This window comes from Methylobacterium sp. CCH5-D2, from assembly GCF_001556475.1.
GTDB lineage: Bacteria > Pseudomonadota > Alphaproteobacteria > Rhizobiales > Beijerinckiaceae > Methylobacterium > Methylobacterium hispanicum.
The window spans coordinates 1-15,380 of the sequence record NZ_LSIX01000510.1 but is presented as its reverse complement, the minus strand read 5'-3'; the positions used below and the strand labels follow the sequence as shown (position 1 = coordinate 15,380).

The 15,380-nt window shown below is 69.8% G+C and carries 15 protein-coding genes and 1 pseudogene; 6 read left to right on the top strand and 10 right to left on the bottom strand.

What is annotated here, in order from left to right; genetic code table 11:
• Positions 1-1,787, bottom strand: a 1,787-nt coding sequence (locus AX737_RS13125; RefSeq protein ID WP_066921985.1) for a DNA translocase FtsK 4TM domain-containing protein, incomplete at its 3' end; no start/stop codon positions are given.
• A 147-nt stretch (positions 1,788-1,934) separates the two neighbouring features.
• Between AX737_RS13125 and mtnA the strand changes: the two genes are divergently transcribed.
• Complete coding sequence (gene mtnA / locus AX737_RS13120) at positions 1,935-3,032, top strand: S-methyl-5-thioribose-1-phosphate isomerase (RefSeq protein WP_066921983.1); 1,098 nt, start codon at positions 1,935-1,937, stop codon at positions 3,030-3,032.
• A gap of 125 nt (positions 3,033-3,157) precedes the next feature.
• Here the strand turns inward: mtnA and AX737_RS13115 are convergent, their stop codons facing one another.
• From AX737_RS13115 to AX737_RS13090, 6 genes are all read right to left on the bottom strand, one after another.
• Positions 3,158-4,147 (bottom strand): MaoC family dehydratase, encoded by a 990-nt coding sequence (locus AX737_RS13115; protein WP_066921982.1) that lies wholly within the window; start codon positions 4,145-4,147, stop codon positions 3,158-3,160.
• Between the two features lie 7 nt (positions 4,148-4,154).
• A complete protein-coding gene (ychF, locus tag AX737_RS13110) occupies positions 4,155-5,252 on the bottom strand; it encodes a redox-regulated ATPase YchF (protein ID WP_066921981.1) in 1,098 nt (365 codons plus the stop codon).
• A 9-nt stretch (positions 5,253-5,261) separates the two neighbouring features.
• A complete protein-coding gene (locus AX737_RS13105) occupies positions 5,262-5,711 on the bottom strand; it encodes a PIN domain-containing protein (protein WP_066921980.1) in 450 nt (149 codons plus the stop codon).
• Positions 5,701-5,934 (bottom strand): hypothetical protein, encoded by a 234-nt coding sequence (locus tag AX737_RS13100; RefSeq protein ID WP_066921979.1) that lies wholly within the window; start codon positions 5,932-5,934, stop codon positions 5,701-5,703. The genes AX737_RS13105 and AX737_RS13100 overlap by 11 nt, the downstream gene beginning before the upstream one ends.
• A gap of 46 nt (positions 5,935-5,980) precedes the next feature.
• Complete coding sequence (gene pth, locus AX737_RS13095; RefSeq protein ID WP_066921977.1) at positions 5,981-6,601, bottom strand: aminoacyl-tRNA hydrolase; 621 nt, start codon at positions 6,599-6,601, stop codon at positions 5,981-5,983.
• 88 nt (positions 6,602-6,689) lie between these two features.
• Positions 6,690-7,373: a 50S ribosomal protein L25/general stress protein Ctc gene (locus AX737_RS13090; RefSeq protein WP_066921975.1), complete on the bottom strand. Its 684-nt coding sequence runs from the start codon at positions 7,371-7,373 to the stop codon at positions 6,690-6,692.
• A gap of 234 nt (positions 7,374-7,607) precedes the next feature.
• Between AX737_RS13090 and leuB the strand changes: the two genes are divergently transcribed.
• The gene (gene leuB, locus AX737_RS13085) at positions 7,608-8,717 is read left to right on the top strand and encodes a 3-isopropylmalate dehydrogenase (RefSeq protein WP_066921973.1); all 1,110 of its coding nucleotides are present in this window, start codon (positions 7,608-7,610) and stop codon (positions 8,715-8,717) included.
• A gap of 122 nt (positions 8,718-8,839) precedes the next feature.
• Here leuB and AX737_RS13080 read toward each other — a convergent pair whose 3' ends face one another.
• A complete protein-coding gene (locus AX737_RS13080) occupies positions 8,840-9,259 on the bottom strand; it encodes a hypothetical protein (RefSeq protein WP_066921971.1) in 420 nt (139 codons plus the stop codon).
• Positions 9,260-9,421: 162 nt separating this feature from the next.
• Complete coding sequence (locus AX737_RS13075) at positions 9,422-10,243, bottom strand: hypothetical protein (RefSeq protein ID WP_082773021.1); 822 nt, start codon at positions 10,241-10,243, stop codon at positions 9,422-9,424.
• 366 nt (positions 10,244-10,609) lie between these two features.
• Between AX737_RS13075 and AX737_RS13070 the strand changes: the two genes are divergently transcribed.
• The 3 genes from AX737_RS13070 to AX737_RS35810 all read left to right on the top strand — a co-directional run bounded on the left by AX737_RS13070 (position 10,610) and on the right by AX737_RS35810 (position 13,755).
• Positions 10,610-11,644, top strand: a complete 1,035-nt coding sequence (locus AX737_RS13070) for an aspartate-semialdehyde dehydrogenase (protein WP_066921968.1) — start codon at positions 10,610-10,612, stop codon at positions 11,642-11,644.
• A 162-nt stretch (positions 11,645-11,806) separates the two neighbouring features.
• Positions 11,807-12,610 (top strand): hypothetical protein, encoded by an 804-nt coding sequence (locus AX737_RS13065; protein ID WP_066921967.1) that lies wholly within the window; start codon positions 11,807-11,809, stop codon positions 12,608-12,610.
• A 191-nt stretch (positions 12,611-12,801) separates the two neighbouring features.
• Positions 12,802-13,755, top strand: coding sequence for a hypothetical protein (locus AX737_RS35810; RefSeq protein WP_156453688.1), 954 nt, complete (start codon positions 12,802-12,804; stop codon positions 13,753-13,755).
• Positions 13,756-14,007: 252 nt separating this feature from the next.
• Here AX737_RS35810 and AX737_RS37100 read toward each other — a convergent pair.
• Positions 14,008-14,665, bottom strand: a pseudogene (locus AX737_RS37100) (CatB-related O-acetyltransferase).
• A 241-nt stretch (positions 14,666-14,906) separates the two neighbouring features.
• Here AX737_RS37100 and rimP point away from each other — a divergent pair.
• On the top strand, positions 14,907-15,380 hold a 474-nt coding region (gene rimP, locus AX737_RS13050; protein WP_197430565.1), incomplete at its 3' end, for a ribosome maturation factor RimP.

Below are 15,380 nucleotides of genomic sequence, written 5' to 3'. Positions count from 1 at the left end.
ACCGCGATCTTGGACATCTTCTTGTAGCGCTCCTCCATCTCGCGCACGGCCCATTTGAGGGCGATGACCGCCTTCTTGGGGTCGATGACGACGGGGGAGAGCAGGTGCGGGATGCCGTCGTAGACGGAGAGTTCCAGCATCTTGGGATCGACCATGATCAGGCGGCACTCCTCCGGCTTCATCCGGTAGAGCAGGCTCAGGATCATGGTGTTGATGGCCACCGACTTGCCCGAGCCGGTCGTGCCGGCCACCAGCAGGTGCGGCATGCGGGCGAGATCCGCGATGATCGGCTCGCCGCCGATGTTCTTGCCTAAGCACAGCGCCAGCTTGTGCTTCGTCTCCACGAAGTCGGCCGAGGCCAGGAGTTCGCGCAGGAACACGGTCTCGCGGCGCGTGTTCGGCAATTCGATGCCGATGGCGTTGCGGCCGGGGACCACCGCGACGCGGGCCGAGACCGCCGACATCGAGCGCGCGATGTCGTCGGCGAGCGAGATCACCCGGCTCGACTTGGTGCCGGGCGCCGGCTCCAGCTCGTAGAGCGTGACGACCGGGCCCGGCCGCACGGCCAGGATGTCGCCGCGCACCCCGAAATCGCCGAGCGTGGCCTCCAGGAGCGTCGCGTTCTGCTCCAGCGCGTCGGCCGAGACAAGGCTCGCGGGCGAGGGTCCGCGCGGCTCGGCCAGGAGACCCAGCGCCGGCAGCTCGTAATCGTCCGGATGGACCGGCGGCGGCAGGGGCTGGCGCCGGGCCGGGACCGGGGCTGCGGCCGGAGGCGCGACGCGCGAGCGCACCGGCTCGGCGGCGACGTCGTCCTCGTCCGTGTCGGGCAGATCCGCGGCGGGGAGCGGCGTGCGGCCGCGCTGCTGCGGACGGGGCGCCTCCACCTCGTCGAAGACCGGCTCGCGCCGAGCGGCCGGCTGGGCCTGGGGCGGAGGCGCGTGGTCGGCCCAGGGGGCCTCCTCGTCCGCGAAGGCGCGCTGCGCCGCCAGCGTCGGCGAGGCACCCGCATAGGCGAGGTTGCCGGAGCGCTGGGCACGCCAGTTCTCCACCGTCTCGCCGAGCGCCGCGCGGCCGCGCATCACGGCCTGCGCCAGTGCGCCGAGCCCGACCAGGCCGAGTCCCGGCTCACCCGCGACGTCGCGAACCTCCGAGCGGTGGGCGGATGCCCGACGCATCGGGGGCGCCGCCTCGTAGGCGTCGTAGGATTCGTCCGCGTCGTTGAGCCCGGCGCGACAGGCACCCGTGAGGCAGAGGATCGCCAAGACCGCGTAGGCGAAGCCGACGAGCGCGGCGGCCGGACCCGCGATGGCACCCACGATCGTCCGGCCGAGACCGAGCAGCGAATCGCCGGCCACGCCGCCGAGGCCCGTCGGCAGCGGCCAGCGCGCGGTGGGCGGCAGGGCGCTCGCGACCGCGCTCGCCGCGCAGAAGCCGATGATCCAGAGCGCGATGCGCAGGCCCCCGCGCGGCAGGTCGCGCTCGCGCATCAGCCGCATGCCCCACAGCGCGGGCGGCAGCACCAGGGCGAGCGAGCCGAGGCCGAGAATCTGCATGGCGAGGTCGGAGACCACGGCGCCCGGGCGCCCGAGCACGTTGTGGGCGGCGTGGTCGGTGGCGTGGTTAAGGCTCGGGTCGTCGATCGACCACGTCGCCAGCGCCACGGTGAGGGCCACGGCGGCGGTGAACAGCACGAGGCCGCCCAGCTCCGTCAGACGGCGCGCCAGGAAGGGGCGCAGCGTATCGACGAAGGTGTCGTAGGGCGACGCGGAGCGGCGAAGCGAGCGCATGCGGGACCGGACGCGTGATGGGATACGTGACCGGAACGCTACGGGTGACCCGTTAACGCGCGGCTAAGGTTGAGGAAGGCTCAACCGGAGGGTGCGGGCGGGCACCGCCGTGGTGCAATCCGCGCCCCGTTGTGGCAGATCGCTCGCATGAAGATCGACGGCCGCCCCTACCGCACCATCGTCCCGCACGCGGACGGCGTCAGCGTCGAGGTCATCGACCAGACCCGCCTGCCCTTCGCGCTGGAGATGAAGCGGCTCTCCACGCTCGACGATGCGGCGGTCGCGATCCGCACCATGATCGTGCGTGGCGCCCCGCTGATCGGCGTCACAGCCGCCTACGGGCTGGCGCTCGGCCTGAGGGAGGATTCCTCGGATGCGGGCCTTGCCCGCGCGGTCGAGATCCTGGCCGCCACCCGCCCCACCGCGATCAACCTGCGCTGGGCCCTCGACCACGTCGCCGCCAAGCTCCGCCCCCTCCCCGTTCCCGAGCGCTTCGCAGCGGCCTTCGCGGAGGCCGGCCGCATCGCCGAGGAGGATGTGGAGAGCTGCCGCTCGATCGGCGAGCACGGCGGGCGCCTGCTGTCGGACCTCGCCAAGGCCAAGGGCCGGCGCATCAACGTGCTGACCCATTGCAACGCGGGCTGGCTCGCGACCGTCGATTGGGGCACCGCGCTCGCTCCGATCTACTGGGCGCACGAGGCCGGCGTCGATCTCCACGTCTACGTGGACGAGACCCGGCCGCGGAACCAGGGCGCGGCGCTCACCGCCTTCGAGCTGAACGGCCACGGCGTGCCCCACACGGTGATCGCCGACAACGCGGGCGGCCACCTGATGCAGCACGGCGGCATCGACGTCTGCATCGTCGGCTCGGACCGCACCACGGCGTCGGGCGACGTCTGCAACAAGATCGGCACCTACCTGAAGGCGCTGGCGGCCTTCGACAACCGCGTCCCGTTCTACGCCGCCCTGCCCTTCTCGACGATCGACTGGACGCTCCGCGACGGTGTCGCCGAGATCCCGATCGAGGAGCGCGACGGGCGCGAGGTCACGCATTTGACGGGGCGTCTCGCGGACGGCGGCTTCGCCACGATCGAGGTGGTCTCGCCCGGCAGCCCCGTGGCCAACCCCGCCTTCGACGTGACGCCCGCCCGCCTCGTCACCGGCATCGTCACGGAGCGGGGCGTGTGCGAGGCCTCGCCCGAGGGCCTGCTCGGGCTCTACCCGGAGCGGCGCCGGGCAGCCTGAGGACGCTGGAAGGTAGCCCCCTCGGCTGCCTCCTCACTCCAGCGACGACAAGCTCGCCGAAGCGCTCTCTCCGCAGGTGGGGAGAGAGGGTCTGCTGCATCCGAGGCGAGGAGCCGGAACCCGCCCTACGGCTCCCACTGCGCGAAGACGCTCGAGTCGAAGCGAAACACCTCCTCGCCGTGCTGGTTGGTGCCGGTGTTGCGCGCGAAGGCCAGCCCCCAGCCCGGCCGGGAGGCCGAGGCGCGGCGGTCGGTGAGCGTGGTGCGGTAGTGGATCGTGTCGCCCGCGTAGACGGGCTTCAGCCAGCGCAGCTTCCGGAAGCCCGGCGAGGGCCCCAGCATCGGGGCCGGTCCGCGCGCGGCCGTGTAGGCGTGGTCGCGCGCCCGGGTCGTGGTCAGGCGCCGCATGTAGGCGGCTGCCGTGTGCCAGCCCGAGGCGCAGAGCCCGCCGAAATGCGTGCGGGCCGCGGCCTCCGGATCCAGGTGGAAGGCCTGGGGGTCGTAGGCCCGCGCGAAGGCCACGATATCCTCCGCGGTGAAGGTGTAGGGCCCGAGGTCCCGCGTGCGGCCGATCTCGGCCTGGCCGATGAAATCGAGGATCTCCGCGTCATTCGGCTCCGGCGGCGGCTCCGGTGCTGCAAGCGTCACTGGCCGGGGCGGCGGCGGCTCCGCCCCGCGGCGCTGGAACATCACCGAGAAGCCCTGGGTCATCACGATGCGGCCCGCCCCATTCTCGAGCCGCGCGGCGAACCGCACGAAGCCGACGCCCGGTTTCGAGGTGGAGGCGCGGCAATCCTCGACCGTGGTCTTCAGGACGAGGCTGTCGCCCGGCACGACGGGGAGCATCCAGCGCAGTTCGTCGATGCCCGGCGAGCCGAGCGTGGTGGCCCCGCGGAACACGCTGGCGTGCAGGAGACGCATGCCGAGCGCGGCGGTCTGCCAGCCGGAGGCGATCAGCTTGCCGACGAAGGTCGCCTCCGCCGCCGCCTCGTCGAGGTGGAAGGGCTGCGGGTCGAATTCCCGTGCGAAGGCCACGATCTCGTCGCGGCCGACCGTGAGCGGCGTGCTGACGATGCGGTCGCCGGGCTCGAAGTCCTCGTAGAAGGGAGCGGACATCGCGGCCTCAGTTCGCGAAGCGGAAGTGCAGCACGTCGCCGTCCTGCACCCGGTACTCCTTGCCCTCCAGGCGCAGCTTGCCGGCATCGCGCGCGCCGCTCTCGCCCTTCAGCGACACGTAGTCGGCGTAGGCGATCGTCTCGGCCCGGATGAAGCCCTTCTCGAAATCGGAGTGGATCACCCCGGCCGCCGCGGGCGCGCGGGTGCCGTCGGTGATCGTCCAGGCGCGGGCCTCCTTCGGGCCGACCGTGAAGTAGGTGATCAGGCCGAGGAGATCGTAGCCGGCCCGGATCACCCGGTTGAGACCGGGCTCGTTGAGCCCGACCGCCTCCAGGAACTCGGCCTGGTCGGCCATCGGCATCACGGCGATCTCGCTCTCGATCTTGGCCGAGACCACCACGGCGACCGCACCCTCCGCCTTGGCGCGGGCGATGACGGCGTCCGAGTGCGCGTTGCCCTTGTCGGCGTCGCCCTCGTCCACGTTGCAGACGTAGAGCACCGGCTTGGCCGTCATCAGGCCGAGCTGCCGGAACAGGAACTCCTCCTCCGCCTTGCGCTCGACGAGGCGGGCGGGCTTTCCGTCGCGCAGCAGCGGCAGCGCCCGGTTGACGAGGTCGAGGAATTCACGCGCCTCCTTGTCGGCGCCCCGGGCCTTCTTCTCCAGGGCGACGACGCGCTTCTCCAGGCTCTCGAGGTCGGCCAGCATCAGCTCGGTCTCGATCGTCTCGATGTCGGCGATCGGATCGACCTTGCCCTCGACATGGGTGACGTCGCCGTCCTCGAAGCAGCGCACCACGTGGGCGATCGCGTCCACCTCGCGGATGTTGGCCAGGAACTGGTTGCCGAGCCCCTCCCCCTTCGAGGCGCCGCGGACCAGCCCGGCGATGTCCACGAAGGTCAGCCGGGTCGGGATGATCTCCTTCGAGGCCGCGATCTTCGCCAGCGCGTCGAGGCGCGGGTCCGGCACCGCCACGTCGCCGACATTCGGCTCGATGGTGCAGAACGGGTAGTTCGCCGCCTGGGCCGCCGCGGTCTGCGTCAGCGCGTTGAAGAGGGTCGACTTGCCGACGTTCGGCAGGCCGACGATGCCGCATTTGAAGCCCATGGCTCAGTCCTAATGCTCGGTCATGACGGCCTCGGGGCCGACGGTGAAGGGGTTGAGGATGGTGGTGCCGCGGACCGTCGTGCCGTGCTGGTAATCCTCCGACAGGAGGTAGCGGCATCCGGCCCGGATCGCGGCGGCGAGGATCACGCAGTCCCACCACCGGAAGGCGGTCTCCTTCCGGATCTTCCACGACTGCGCGATGAGTTCGAGGTCGGTGGCGCCGTGGGAGAAGGGTTGCAGCGCCGCGGTCATGCGCTGCATCTCCCCGTCGTCCACGTCGACTTTGCCCCGCAGGATGGCGGTGTGAAGTTCGCCGAGGATCTGGGGGCTGACGATCAGGGCATCGCGTTGCGCGAGCGTCGCGAGCCAGTGCGCGGCAGCCCTGCGCTTATCGGGGTAACGATCGTCGCGAGCGTAGAGAAGAACGTTCGTATCGACGAAGACCAGCTCAGTCGTCATCGTAGAGCTGCGCCGTCGTCGGGACCTTCCCGTTCTCGTCCAGCACGTGGAGGGGCGGTCCCGCCAGGAAGATGTCGAGCGCCTCGCGCTGCGTCATCGGCCGGCCGACCCGCTGCTCCACCGCCTCGGCGACGAACTTCGACAGGCTCTTCCCGTCGCGCGCGGCCGCGACCCGCGCCCGCTGCAGCAGCGCCTCGCTCATGGTCACGGTCACGTTCTTCATCGCCACCTCCGGGCCGCCTTCGATATCGTGTCCTCGTGTTTTCGTGTCAATTCTTCGGCGGACCGCCCCGGGCCACCGGCTTCACGTCGTCCCAGCCGCGGCCCGCCATGGCGAGGTGGACCTTGTTCTGGAAGCTCGCATCCTCGCCCGCCGCGAGCAGCGGGGCGTGGTCGGCCACCGCCCGGCAGAGGTCCTCGACCCAGGGCTCCTCGGCCTTGCCGAAATCGTTCAGCACGTAGGCATGCACCTGCGCCTTGTCGCCCGGATGCCCGATGCCGAGCCGCACGCGACGATAGTCGTTGCCGCATTGCGCGGTGATCGAGCGCAGGCCGTTATGTCCGGCATTGCCGCCGCCCTGCTTCACCCGGAGCTTGGCGGGGGCGAGGTCGAGCTCGTCGTGCAGCACGATCACGTCGGCGAGCGCGATCTTGTAGAAGCGCTGCGCCTCCGAGACCGCGCGGCCGGACTCGTTCATGAAGGTCTGGGGCTTCAGCAGGATGGCGCGCTCGGTGCCCAGCACCACCTCGGCGGCCTCCCCCTGGAAGCGGCGGCGGAACGGGCTCGCCCGATGCACGCGGGCGATCTCGTCGATGGCGAGAAAGCCGATGTTGTGGCGGTTGCGCGCGTAGCGCGGGCCCGGATTTCCGAGGCCGACGATGAGCCGCATGGGTCCCTCGCGACATGAAAATGCCCCGGCCGCGGGGCCGGGGCATCGGGAAGCGGAGACGGGACGCGCGGTGCGCGCCCCCTCCCGATCACTCCTCGGTCTTGGTCTCGTCGGAGGCCTCGGCCTCGGACTCGGCCTTCTCCTCGGCGGCCTCGGCGGACTGCGCCTCGGCGATCGCGGCCTCCTCGGCCTCGACCTCGGCGCCGAGCACGGTCGGCGGCACGATGTTGGCGACCGGATCCGTGCCCTCGCCCGTGTAGGTGCCGGCCGGGATCTTCAGGTCGGCGGCGTGGATCACGTCACCGATCTCGCGGCCGGTGAGATCGACCTCGATCGCGTCCGGAATCTGGTCGGGCGCCACGTCGAGCGAGACGGTGTGGAGCGAGATGTTGAGGGTGCCGCCGCGCTGCTTGATGCCGGGGGCCGCCTCCTCGTTGACGAAGTGCACCGGCACGTCGACCACGACGGTTTGGCCCTGGACGACGCGCAGGAAGTCGACGTGCAGCGGGACGCTGGTCACCGGGTCGAGCTGGAAGTCGCGCGGGATCGCGCGGACCTTCTTGCCGCCGATGCTGATCTCGAACACCGTGGTCTTGAAGCCGCCGGCGTAGATCAGGGTGCGGGTGCGGATGAGGTCGACGGCGATCGACTGCGGCGGCTGGCCGGCGCCGTAGATGACGGCGGGAATCTGGCCCTGGCGACGAACGGCCCGGGCGGCCCCCTTGCCGGCCCGGTCGCGTGCCACGGCCTCAAGCGACTTCACTGCGCTCATGGCGTGATCCTTTACGATTGATGGCCCGGAAAACGACAAAGGCCGCCCGAAGCGGACGGCCCGACCGTTCCCCAGCGCGCCCGTGCCTCCAAGGGTGTCTGTTGGGCGCGGAGCGCGCTTACACCGGACGGCGGCGGAACGCAACGGCGGCCATGGCGCGAGGAACCTTGCCAAGCGGCGCGCCGGCTCGATAGAGCCCGCCTGACCCTATCTCAACCCGGACGAGATCACGCCATGGCCAGCTACAACCTCCTGCTCCTCCCCGGCGACGGGATCGGCCCCGAGGTGATGGCCGGCGTCGAGACCGTGCTCGCGGCGCTCCGCGAGACCGGCATCGCCAGCTTCGAGACCGAGACCGATCTCGTGGGCGGCGCGGCAATCGACCGGCATGGCAAGCCGCTCGCCGACGAGACCCTGGCGCGGGCAAGGAGCGCCGACGCGATCCTGCTCGGCGCCGTCGGCGGGCCGAAATGGAACGGCGTCGCCTACGAGATCCGCCCCGAGGCCGGGCTGCTGCGGCTGCGCAAGGATCTGGGCCTGTTCGCGAACCTGCGCCCGGCGATCTGCTACCCGGCGCTGGCCGACGCCTCGGCGCTCAAGCGGGAGCTCGTCGAGGGCCTCGACATCATGATCGTGCGCGAGCTCACCGGCGGCGTCTATTTCGGCGAGCCGAAGGAGATCACGGTCCTCGACGACGGCACGAAGCGGGCGGTGGACACTCAGGTCTACACCACGGGCGAGATCGAGCGGATCGCCCACGTCGCCTTCGACCTCGCCCGCAAGCGCTCGGGCCGGGTCGCCTCGGCGGAGAAGCACAACGTGATGAAGTCGGGCGTTCTCTGGAAGGAGGTCGTCACCGCGGTCCACGCGCAGCACTACTCGGATGTCGCGCTGGAGCACGTGCTCGCCGACAATTGCGCCATGCAACTCGTGCGGCGCCCCAAGCAGTTCGACGTGCTGGTGACCGACAACCTCTTCGGCGACGTGCTCTCGGACGTCGCCGCGATGCTCACCGGCTCGCTCGGCATGCTGCCCTCGGCCTCCCTCGGCGCCGCCGAGGAAGGCGGGCTCCGCCGCGCCCTCTACGAGCCCGTGCACGGCTCGGCCCCCGACATCGCGGGCGCCGACAAGGCGAACCCGATCGCCATGATCGGCTCTCTCGCCATGTGCCTGCGCTACTCGTTCGGTCTCGGAGAGGCCGCCGACCTCCTCGACGGTGCCATCACCGACACGCTGGCCGCCGGCACCCGCACCGCCGACATCGCTACCGGGGGCGCTCAGGCGATCGGGACGAAGGCCATGGCGGAGGCGATCGCCGCGGCTGTCCGGGCGCGGGCGGCCTGACCTCTCGGGGCTCCGCGCCCCGAGCCCCGCCGGAAGGCCCAAGGGCCTTCCGCACATCCCGGAACGAGAGGGGCGCGCGGCTCTCGCCGCGCGCCCCTTCGCATGAAACGAACTGGAGCGACTCAGTACGGGTTGCCGTAGCGCGACACGTACGAGGTCGGGTCGATGGCGTCGAAGGCCGAGAGATCGACGTTGCGGATCGAGCTGTTCCGGGCGCCGATGAACGGACCGTTGGTGATCGGGTCGGGCAGGATGCCGAAGCCGAAGCGGTCGTTGCGGCCGTAGACCGGGTTCAGGGAGTTCGACTGGGCGATCAGAACCGGGTTTGTGGCCGGGTTCGAGACAGAGCCGTTGCCGGGCTCGACCACGTTGCCGGCGTCGAGCCAGCTGCGCGGGCGGATACGGATCGGCAGCGGGCGGCTGACCCGGTAGTAGCCGACGCCGGGGGCGTAGCCGTCCTGGGCCTGAGCCGGAGCCGTGGTGCCGAGCCCGGGGCCGGCGACGGCGAGGGCGCCCAGCAGGGCGATCTTGATCGAGCGCATGTCGCACCTTGTTGAAAACGGGGGTGATCGTGGCAGGACAGTGTTAAAAATCCGCCGCGTCTTCTTGGTGAGTAGACGTCCGAGCGTTGCCGTTGTTCCACCCCAATGGCCGAGCTAGCACGGTTCTGCCGCAGATTCGCCTCATTTTTTTTGCGCCGCGCCTCAGCCTCGTCCGGCAGCGGCACGGCGGCTACGGATCGAGCCGGTCCGACCCGCGGGCGGGTCCGCGGCAGCGCTGGGCTGGGCCGGCCGGCAACCCGGGTCGCGGCGCGCCTCGGCGGCGCGGAAGCGCGCCGCGGACGGACCTTCCGCACCCTCCAGGGTCAGGGCGTCGAGGATGCAGGCGATTGCGCGCGGCTCCGGAGGCTGTGCCAGCGGCGCGCAGAGCCAGCCGTCGATGCGCGGCGGCGCGACCTCGAGCGTCGCGAAGCCGGTGCAGACCCGCCGCGCCCCGCCAGCCAGCGTCGCCTCCAGGGTCTCGACTGGCCCGAACTTGGTGTCGATCCTGCCCCGAGCGCCGGTGCGGACCACCGCGATGCCGGGTCCGTCCGCCCCGCGCCTGACCAGGGTCACGAAGAGGCCCGGCCTCTCCGAGCCGGCCTCCCGGGCGAGCGTCAGGCGCAGCGCGCTCGATTCGATCGCGTCGAAATCGCCCCGGGCCAGCGTCTCCTCCCGCAGACCCGTGACTGGGTTGACCCGCGCCGGCTCCAGCCGGACCGGATCGATCGCTTCCGGCTCGTCGATCCCGAGCCGGCCCGGCAGGGCAGGCGCCGCGGGCTTGGCCGGCGCCGCGAGGGCCGACGGCACGAAGAATGCGTCGGCCAGCGCAGGTTCGGATGGCGCGGACGGCGTCTCGACTCGGCCGCGCGCGAGCAGCGCGAGCAGCGCCACCGTGGCAAGGGCGACGGCGAGCTTCGCGGTCAGGCCGAGCAGCGGCAGTCGCGCCGGGGGCTCGTCAGCGTCTTCGGTCCGGTCGAACGGCATCGTGCGCAAGGGGGGCCGGGGGCTCGCCTCGGCGGATCAGCGTCCGCCGCGCCCCGATCCTCGGTCTCCACCCGGCACCAAGACCTTTCCGGCAGCGCGCCCGTCACCGTGTTCCCGCGCGCAGGGTGAATCGATGGTTGCGCCTGTGAGCCGCCGCCCTGCTCTGCCGCTTGACAGGCGCGCGGGGTCGGCGTCTTGCTCACCCCGGCTGCCGCACCCACCTGCCTGTCGGGCCGGGCGCGCGCGGCCATGCCCGTATTGGGGCAAGCGAACCGGCCGGTCGGCCCGCGCAGGACGCGGGCGCGAGGAGACCGGGGCCCGCGATGGATGCGGCGGCCGGGTCGTTCGGGACAAGCGGAGTGGACAATGGGCTACAAGGTCGCCGTCGTGGGCGCCACGGGCAACGTGGGCCGCGAGATCCTGGATATCTTGGCCGAGCGGGCTTTCCCCGCCGACGAGGTCGTGGCGCTGGCCTCGCGGCGCAGCCAGGGCCAGGAGGTTTCCTTCGGCGACAAGATCCTGAAGGTCAAAGCGCTGGACACCCACGACTTCTCCGATACCGACATCTGTCTGATGTCGGCCGGCGGCGAGACCTCGAAGGAGTGGAGCCCGCGCATCGGGCAGGCCGGCTGCGTGGTCATCGATAACTCGTCGGCCTTCCGCTACGACGCCGACGTGCCGCTGATCGTGCCCGAGGTGAACGCCGACGCCGTCGCGGGTTTCACCAAGCGCAACATCATCGCCAACCCGAACTGCTCGACGGCCCAGCTCGTCGTGGCGCTGAAGCCCCTGCACGAGGCGGCCGGCATCAGGCGCGTGGTGGTCTCGACCTACCAGTCGGTCTCCGGCGCCGGCAAGGAGGCGATGGACGAGCTGTTCAACCAGACCCGCGCCGTCTTCACGGCCGGCGAGGTGACGAACACCAAGTTCACCAAGCGCATCGCCTTCAACGTCATCCCCCACATCGACGTGTTCATGGAGGATGGCTACACGAAGGAAGAGTGGAAGATGGTCGCCGAGACCAAGAAGATGCTCGACCCGAAGATCAAGCTCACGGCTACCGCCGTGCGCGTGCCGGTCTTCATCGGGCACGCGGAATCGGTGAACGTTGAGTTCGAGCGCCCGATCACACCCGAGCAGGCCACCGAGATCCTGCGCGCGGCCCCGGGCGTGCTCGTGGTCGATAAGCGCGAGAACGGCGGCTACGTCACGCCCCACGAGGCGGCCGGCGAGGACGCGACCTACATCTCCCGCATCCGCGAGGACGCCACGATCGAGAACGGCCTGAACTTCTGGTGCGTCTCGGACAACCTCCGCAAGGGCGCGGCGCTGAACGCCGTGCAGATCGCCGAGGTGCTGATCAACCGCAAGCTCCTGAACAAGGCCCGGCAGGCCGCTTGAGACACCGGGATCCGGCACCGCGCCGGATCCCGATCGATCCGTCCGACGTCGTCCCGCTCGCGGGGCAGCGTTTTTCGTTTCGCCGGCGATAGGAGTAATAACTGTATATTCCCGATTTGTTCTGGTATTTGATCCTAATCGAGGGCGATTCGGGTCGGTGCCGTGACGAGACGGGAACCGGTCGGTGACGAGATCCGGCAGCTGAGGGGTATCCTGGCCGAGCTCTCCCTCGACACGAAGCTGCTCCGCCTGGAGCACGCCCTGTGGCGGAAGGGCTGGTCCGACCAGCCGCGCGCCCCGGCCGGGCAATCGGACGGTGGGCAGTGGGTCGTCGGCGGCGGCGGTGGCGCCGTCGATCCCGAGGTGCTGCGGCTGGTCACGCCGCAATGGGCGCAGATGCCCGAGGCCGAGCACGCGCAGAGCCGAGAGGAGACCCGGCTCGAGGACGGGACCCGCATCCTCTCGATCCGCATCCGCGCGGGCCGGCGCGACTTCGACGAGCAGCACGCGGTCACCGCGCCGGACGGCGAGAGCCGGATCTTCGAGACGCTGGGCGCGACGCAGACCATCCGCGACGGCGTCTCCGGCGAGATCCTGGGGCGCAGCACCTTCACGGCGAACGGCCTAAAGCCGGACGCGACGATCCAGCCGGCCCTCCTTCCGGCTGTTCCGGCCGCGGTGGTGGCCGCGCAGGTCCTGCGCACGCTGGAACTCGCCGGCACGCTCTTCGCGTTCCTCTCAGCGAGGCGCGGCGGCTATGGGACTGTCCTGGGCGCGACGGCGCACGAATTCCGCGGAGCGGAGGACTTCCGGAATAAGCCGGCGATCTGGGTCGGTCCGCTCGACCAGCCGGCGCTCGACGCCGCCTGCCCAAAGACCGGCGCGATTCAAACACAGCTTGATGCGGTCAACACGGCCGTTCGGCAAGAGAATCCGTTCCGGACTCCCAGCCAGATCGGTAACTAGGTTCATTCTCGGATGCACTTTTGGGTGCGAGACCAAAAAAATTCTCGCCTCAAGTCTGAATTTCTGATCGACAAAGAAGGGTTCCCAACTCATGTCAACAAAGCCGGCACAAGTCGGCTCGACATCTACCACCAAGCTAGGCCAACGGTCACCTCCATCTATGATCATAAGACGGGAGCGCGTGGCCTCGCATGGTCGAACGCGTTGCGCTACGCGGCGGCTGCCAAGAAGCACTTCCCAGGAACGCAACGGATTGTCGTCATTCAAATGAGGCCGCGTACGTGACAAACGCGAAGCAGATAAAGTGGCTGTTTCGAAGCCTGCTGGCGCGTAATCCAGATCTCATCCAAGTCGAGCCGGGCGTAATATGGATCAGGCCGATTCGGCACTTCGCTGCCAAAATATGGGTGAAACGGTGTTTGGATCCGAATATATTCGACTCAAATATGAGTCTGACAACCCTCTACTGGGACGGATCGGCAATAGAAGATCCTTTCGGAAGCTTTGTTGAATCGTTTTCGCGCAAGCCTCTTCCGGCTCCGTTCACCCGGGAATATTTTCTTCAGCCGCAATACGAGCTTCGGCCGGAATTCCCGCAATTGGCTGCTTGGGGGAGTACGGTCGGTAGATGGGATTGGAGGGTTCCCGACATCGACCGCATCTTCACATGCGCGGTCGAGGAGCAGGTTCTACCCCTGCTTCGCCCACTCGCAGAGGACCACCGCGCCTATCTGCCCTTTTTCCGTAAGTTCATTATTCCTGGCGGTCGCGTACATGCCGAGCAACAGGTCGCGATCGCTCTCGCGTCCGGCGCGCGCGACGAGGCGCGCACGTTCCTCGCCCAGATCTGGAGGTGGTACGAGACGGACAGCCACGGCGACTACGAGCCGCCGGACCAGATCGTCTATCCGAAGCCTGGCCAGAGGAAGCGGGCAGCCATTGAGGCTTGGGAGAAGGCAAGTCTGTGCGTTTCCTACCGGAAAACACGCCGCCGCATCCTTGAGATCGTCGAACCGCTGCGGACCGGCGACCGCGCAGCGCTTGCGGCCATCCTCCACCGCTGGGAGGCCGAGGCGGCGCGGATTCACGGGGTCGAGCGCTGGTGGGAGCCCACACCGTTTCCCATCGAGGAAGGGCTGGGCTGAGCGGCCAGTGAGCAGGGGATGCAAACCTCATCTCGGATGCGAATGGTGTGGGTAATTTTCCCACACAGTGCGGAAGCGTCGCTGCGGCACAGGGGGGCTCCTCACAGGATGCCCGCCATGCTCGTTCCGGAACCGCCGCGCCTTCGCCGTCGCGAGGTTTGCCTCCTCTGCCTGCTGGCCCTTTGGGTCGTGGCTCTACTCCGCGTCGAGCACGCGCCGCCCCTGAAGCCGCCGGCCGTGCCCTACGCCGCCTCACGCTGAGGCGGCGGCCTCCAACGCATCGACGTCGCCGTCGCCGATCGCGCCGAGATGGGCCGAGATGGGCCGTGATCCGGTCGGCGTCCCAGTCCCACCACGCGATACGCAGGAGGCGGGCGATGTCGGCCTCCGAGAAGCACATCCGCACGAGGCGGGCCGGGTTGCCGGCCACGATCGCGTAGGGCGGCACGTCGGCGCTCACCACGGACTTCGCCGCGACGACCGCGCCGTCGCCGATCGTCACGCCCGGCAGGACAGTGGATTCGTAGCCGAGCCAGACGTCGTTGCCGACGACCGTGTCGCCGCGGTTCGGGAACGCTTCCGGGCCGTACGCCGCCCAGGCGTTGCCGAAGATCGGAAACGGGTAGGTCGAGGGCGCGTCCAGCCTGTGATTGCCGCCGTTCATCAGGAAGCGTGTGCCGGCCGCGATCGCGCAGAAGCGCCCGATCACGAGGCGATCGCCCAGGAAGGCGAAGTGATACAGGATGTTGTCGAGGAAGGCGCGAGGCCCAGCAGGATCGTCGTAGTAGGTGTAGTCGCCGACCTCGACGTTCGGTGGCAGGTCGAGGTCGCGGATGAAGGTGACCCGCGGATGGTCCGCCAGCGGGTGCCGCTGGCCGGGATCCGGTACGGTACGCGCATCGTAGGACATGCAGGCTCCTGATTCGCTGCGGGAGCGCGCGAGGTAGCCCGATCGGCTGGGCGAGAGCGGGGAGATCGTCGTCTCGGGAACTTGAACTTGCCCCGGTCCGGAGTTATCTACGCCCTAACAGTTCTGATGGCAGCTGAGAGGCTGCGGTTCGGAGTGGGTCCCCCGGGGCCCGCTCTTTTTTATTGCCGCATCCCGCCTGCCGATCGCGCGCCCCGTGGGTGCCCGGAATCGCGAGACCAGCATGGCGCAAGCCCCCGAGACCCAGACCCCCGAGACCCCGGTTTCCGAGAAGCGGCTCGTCACGGAAAGCGGCGCCGCCGCGCGCGTCGTCCAGGTGATCGAAGGCGCGGTCGAGGGGCTGGGCTATCGGATCGTGCGGGTGAAGGTCACCACGGGCGGCAACGCCACGGTGCAGATCATGGTCGAGCGGCCGGACGGGCTCTGCGCGATCGAGGATTGCGAGGCGGTGAGCCGCACGATCTCGCCGCTCCTCGACCTCGATGATCCGGTCGGCGGCGCCTACAACCTCGAGATCTCCTCGCCCGGCATCGACCGGCCGCTGGTGCGGGTCTCGGATTTCGCGCGCTGGGCGGGCCACGAGGCCAAGGTGGAGCTCGCCCGCCCGCTCGAGGGCCGCAAGCGCTTCCGCGGCATCTTGGGCGAGCCGGATGTGGCCGCGCTCACCGTGCCGATCGACCTGCCCGACGTGAAGGAG

What these genes read in the sequence shown, in the direction of transcription:
- mtnA (WP_066921983.1), top strand. Translation starts at nt 1,935, where the DNA reads ATGAAGATCGACGGCCGCCCCTACCGCACCATCGTCCCGCACGCGGAC.
- AX737_RS13115 (WP_066921982.1), bottom strand. Translation starts at nt 4,147, where the DNA reads ATGTCCGCTCCCTTCTACGAGGACTTCGAGCCCGGCGACCGCATCGTC.
- ychF (WP_066921981.1), bottom strand. Translation starts at nt 5,252, where the DNA reads ATGGGCTTCAAATGCGGCATCGTCGGCCTGCCGAACGTCGGCAAGTCG.
- AX737_RS13105 (WP_066921980.1), bottom strand. Translation starts at nt 5,711, where the DNA reads ATGACGACTGAGCTGGTCTTCGTCGATACGAACGTTCTTCTCTACGCT.
- AX737_RS13100 (WP_066921979.1), bottom strand. Translation starts at nt 5,934, where the DNA reads ATGAAGAACGTGACCGTGACCATGAGCGAGGCGCTGCTGCAGCGGGCG.
- pth (WP_066921977.1), bottom strand. Translation starts at nt 6,601, where the DNA reads ATGCGGCTCATCGTCGGCCTCGGAAATCCGGGCCCGCGCTACGCGCGC.
- AX737_RS13090 (WP_066921975.1), bottom strand. Translation starts at nt 7,373, where the DNA reads ATGAGCGCAGTGAAGTCGCTTGAGGCCGTGGCACGCGACCGGGCCGGC.
- leuB (WP_066921973.1), top strand. Translation starts at nt 7,608, where the DNA reads ATGGCCAGCTACAACCTCCTGCTCCTCCCCGGCGACGGGATCGGCCCC.
- AX737_RS13080 (WP_066921971.1), bottom strand. Translation starts at nt 9,259, where the DNA reads ATGCGCTCGATCAAGATCGCCCTGCTGGGCGCCCTCGCCGTCGCCGGC.
- AX737_RS13075 (WP_082773021.1), bottom strand. Translation starts at nt 10,243, where the DNA reads ATGCCGTTCGACCGGACCGAAGACGCTGACGAGCCCCCGGCGCGACTG.
- AX737_RS13070 (WP_066921968.1), top strand. Translation starts at nt 10,610, where the DNA reads ATGGGCTACAAGGTCGCCGTCGTGGGCGCCACGGGCAACGTGGGCCGC.
- AX737_RS35810 (WP_156453688.1), top strand. Translation starts at nt 12,802, where the DNA reads ATGGTCGAACGCGTTGCGCTACGCGGCGGCTGCCAAGAAGCACTTCCC.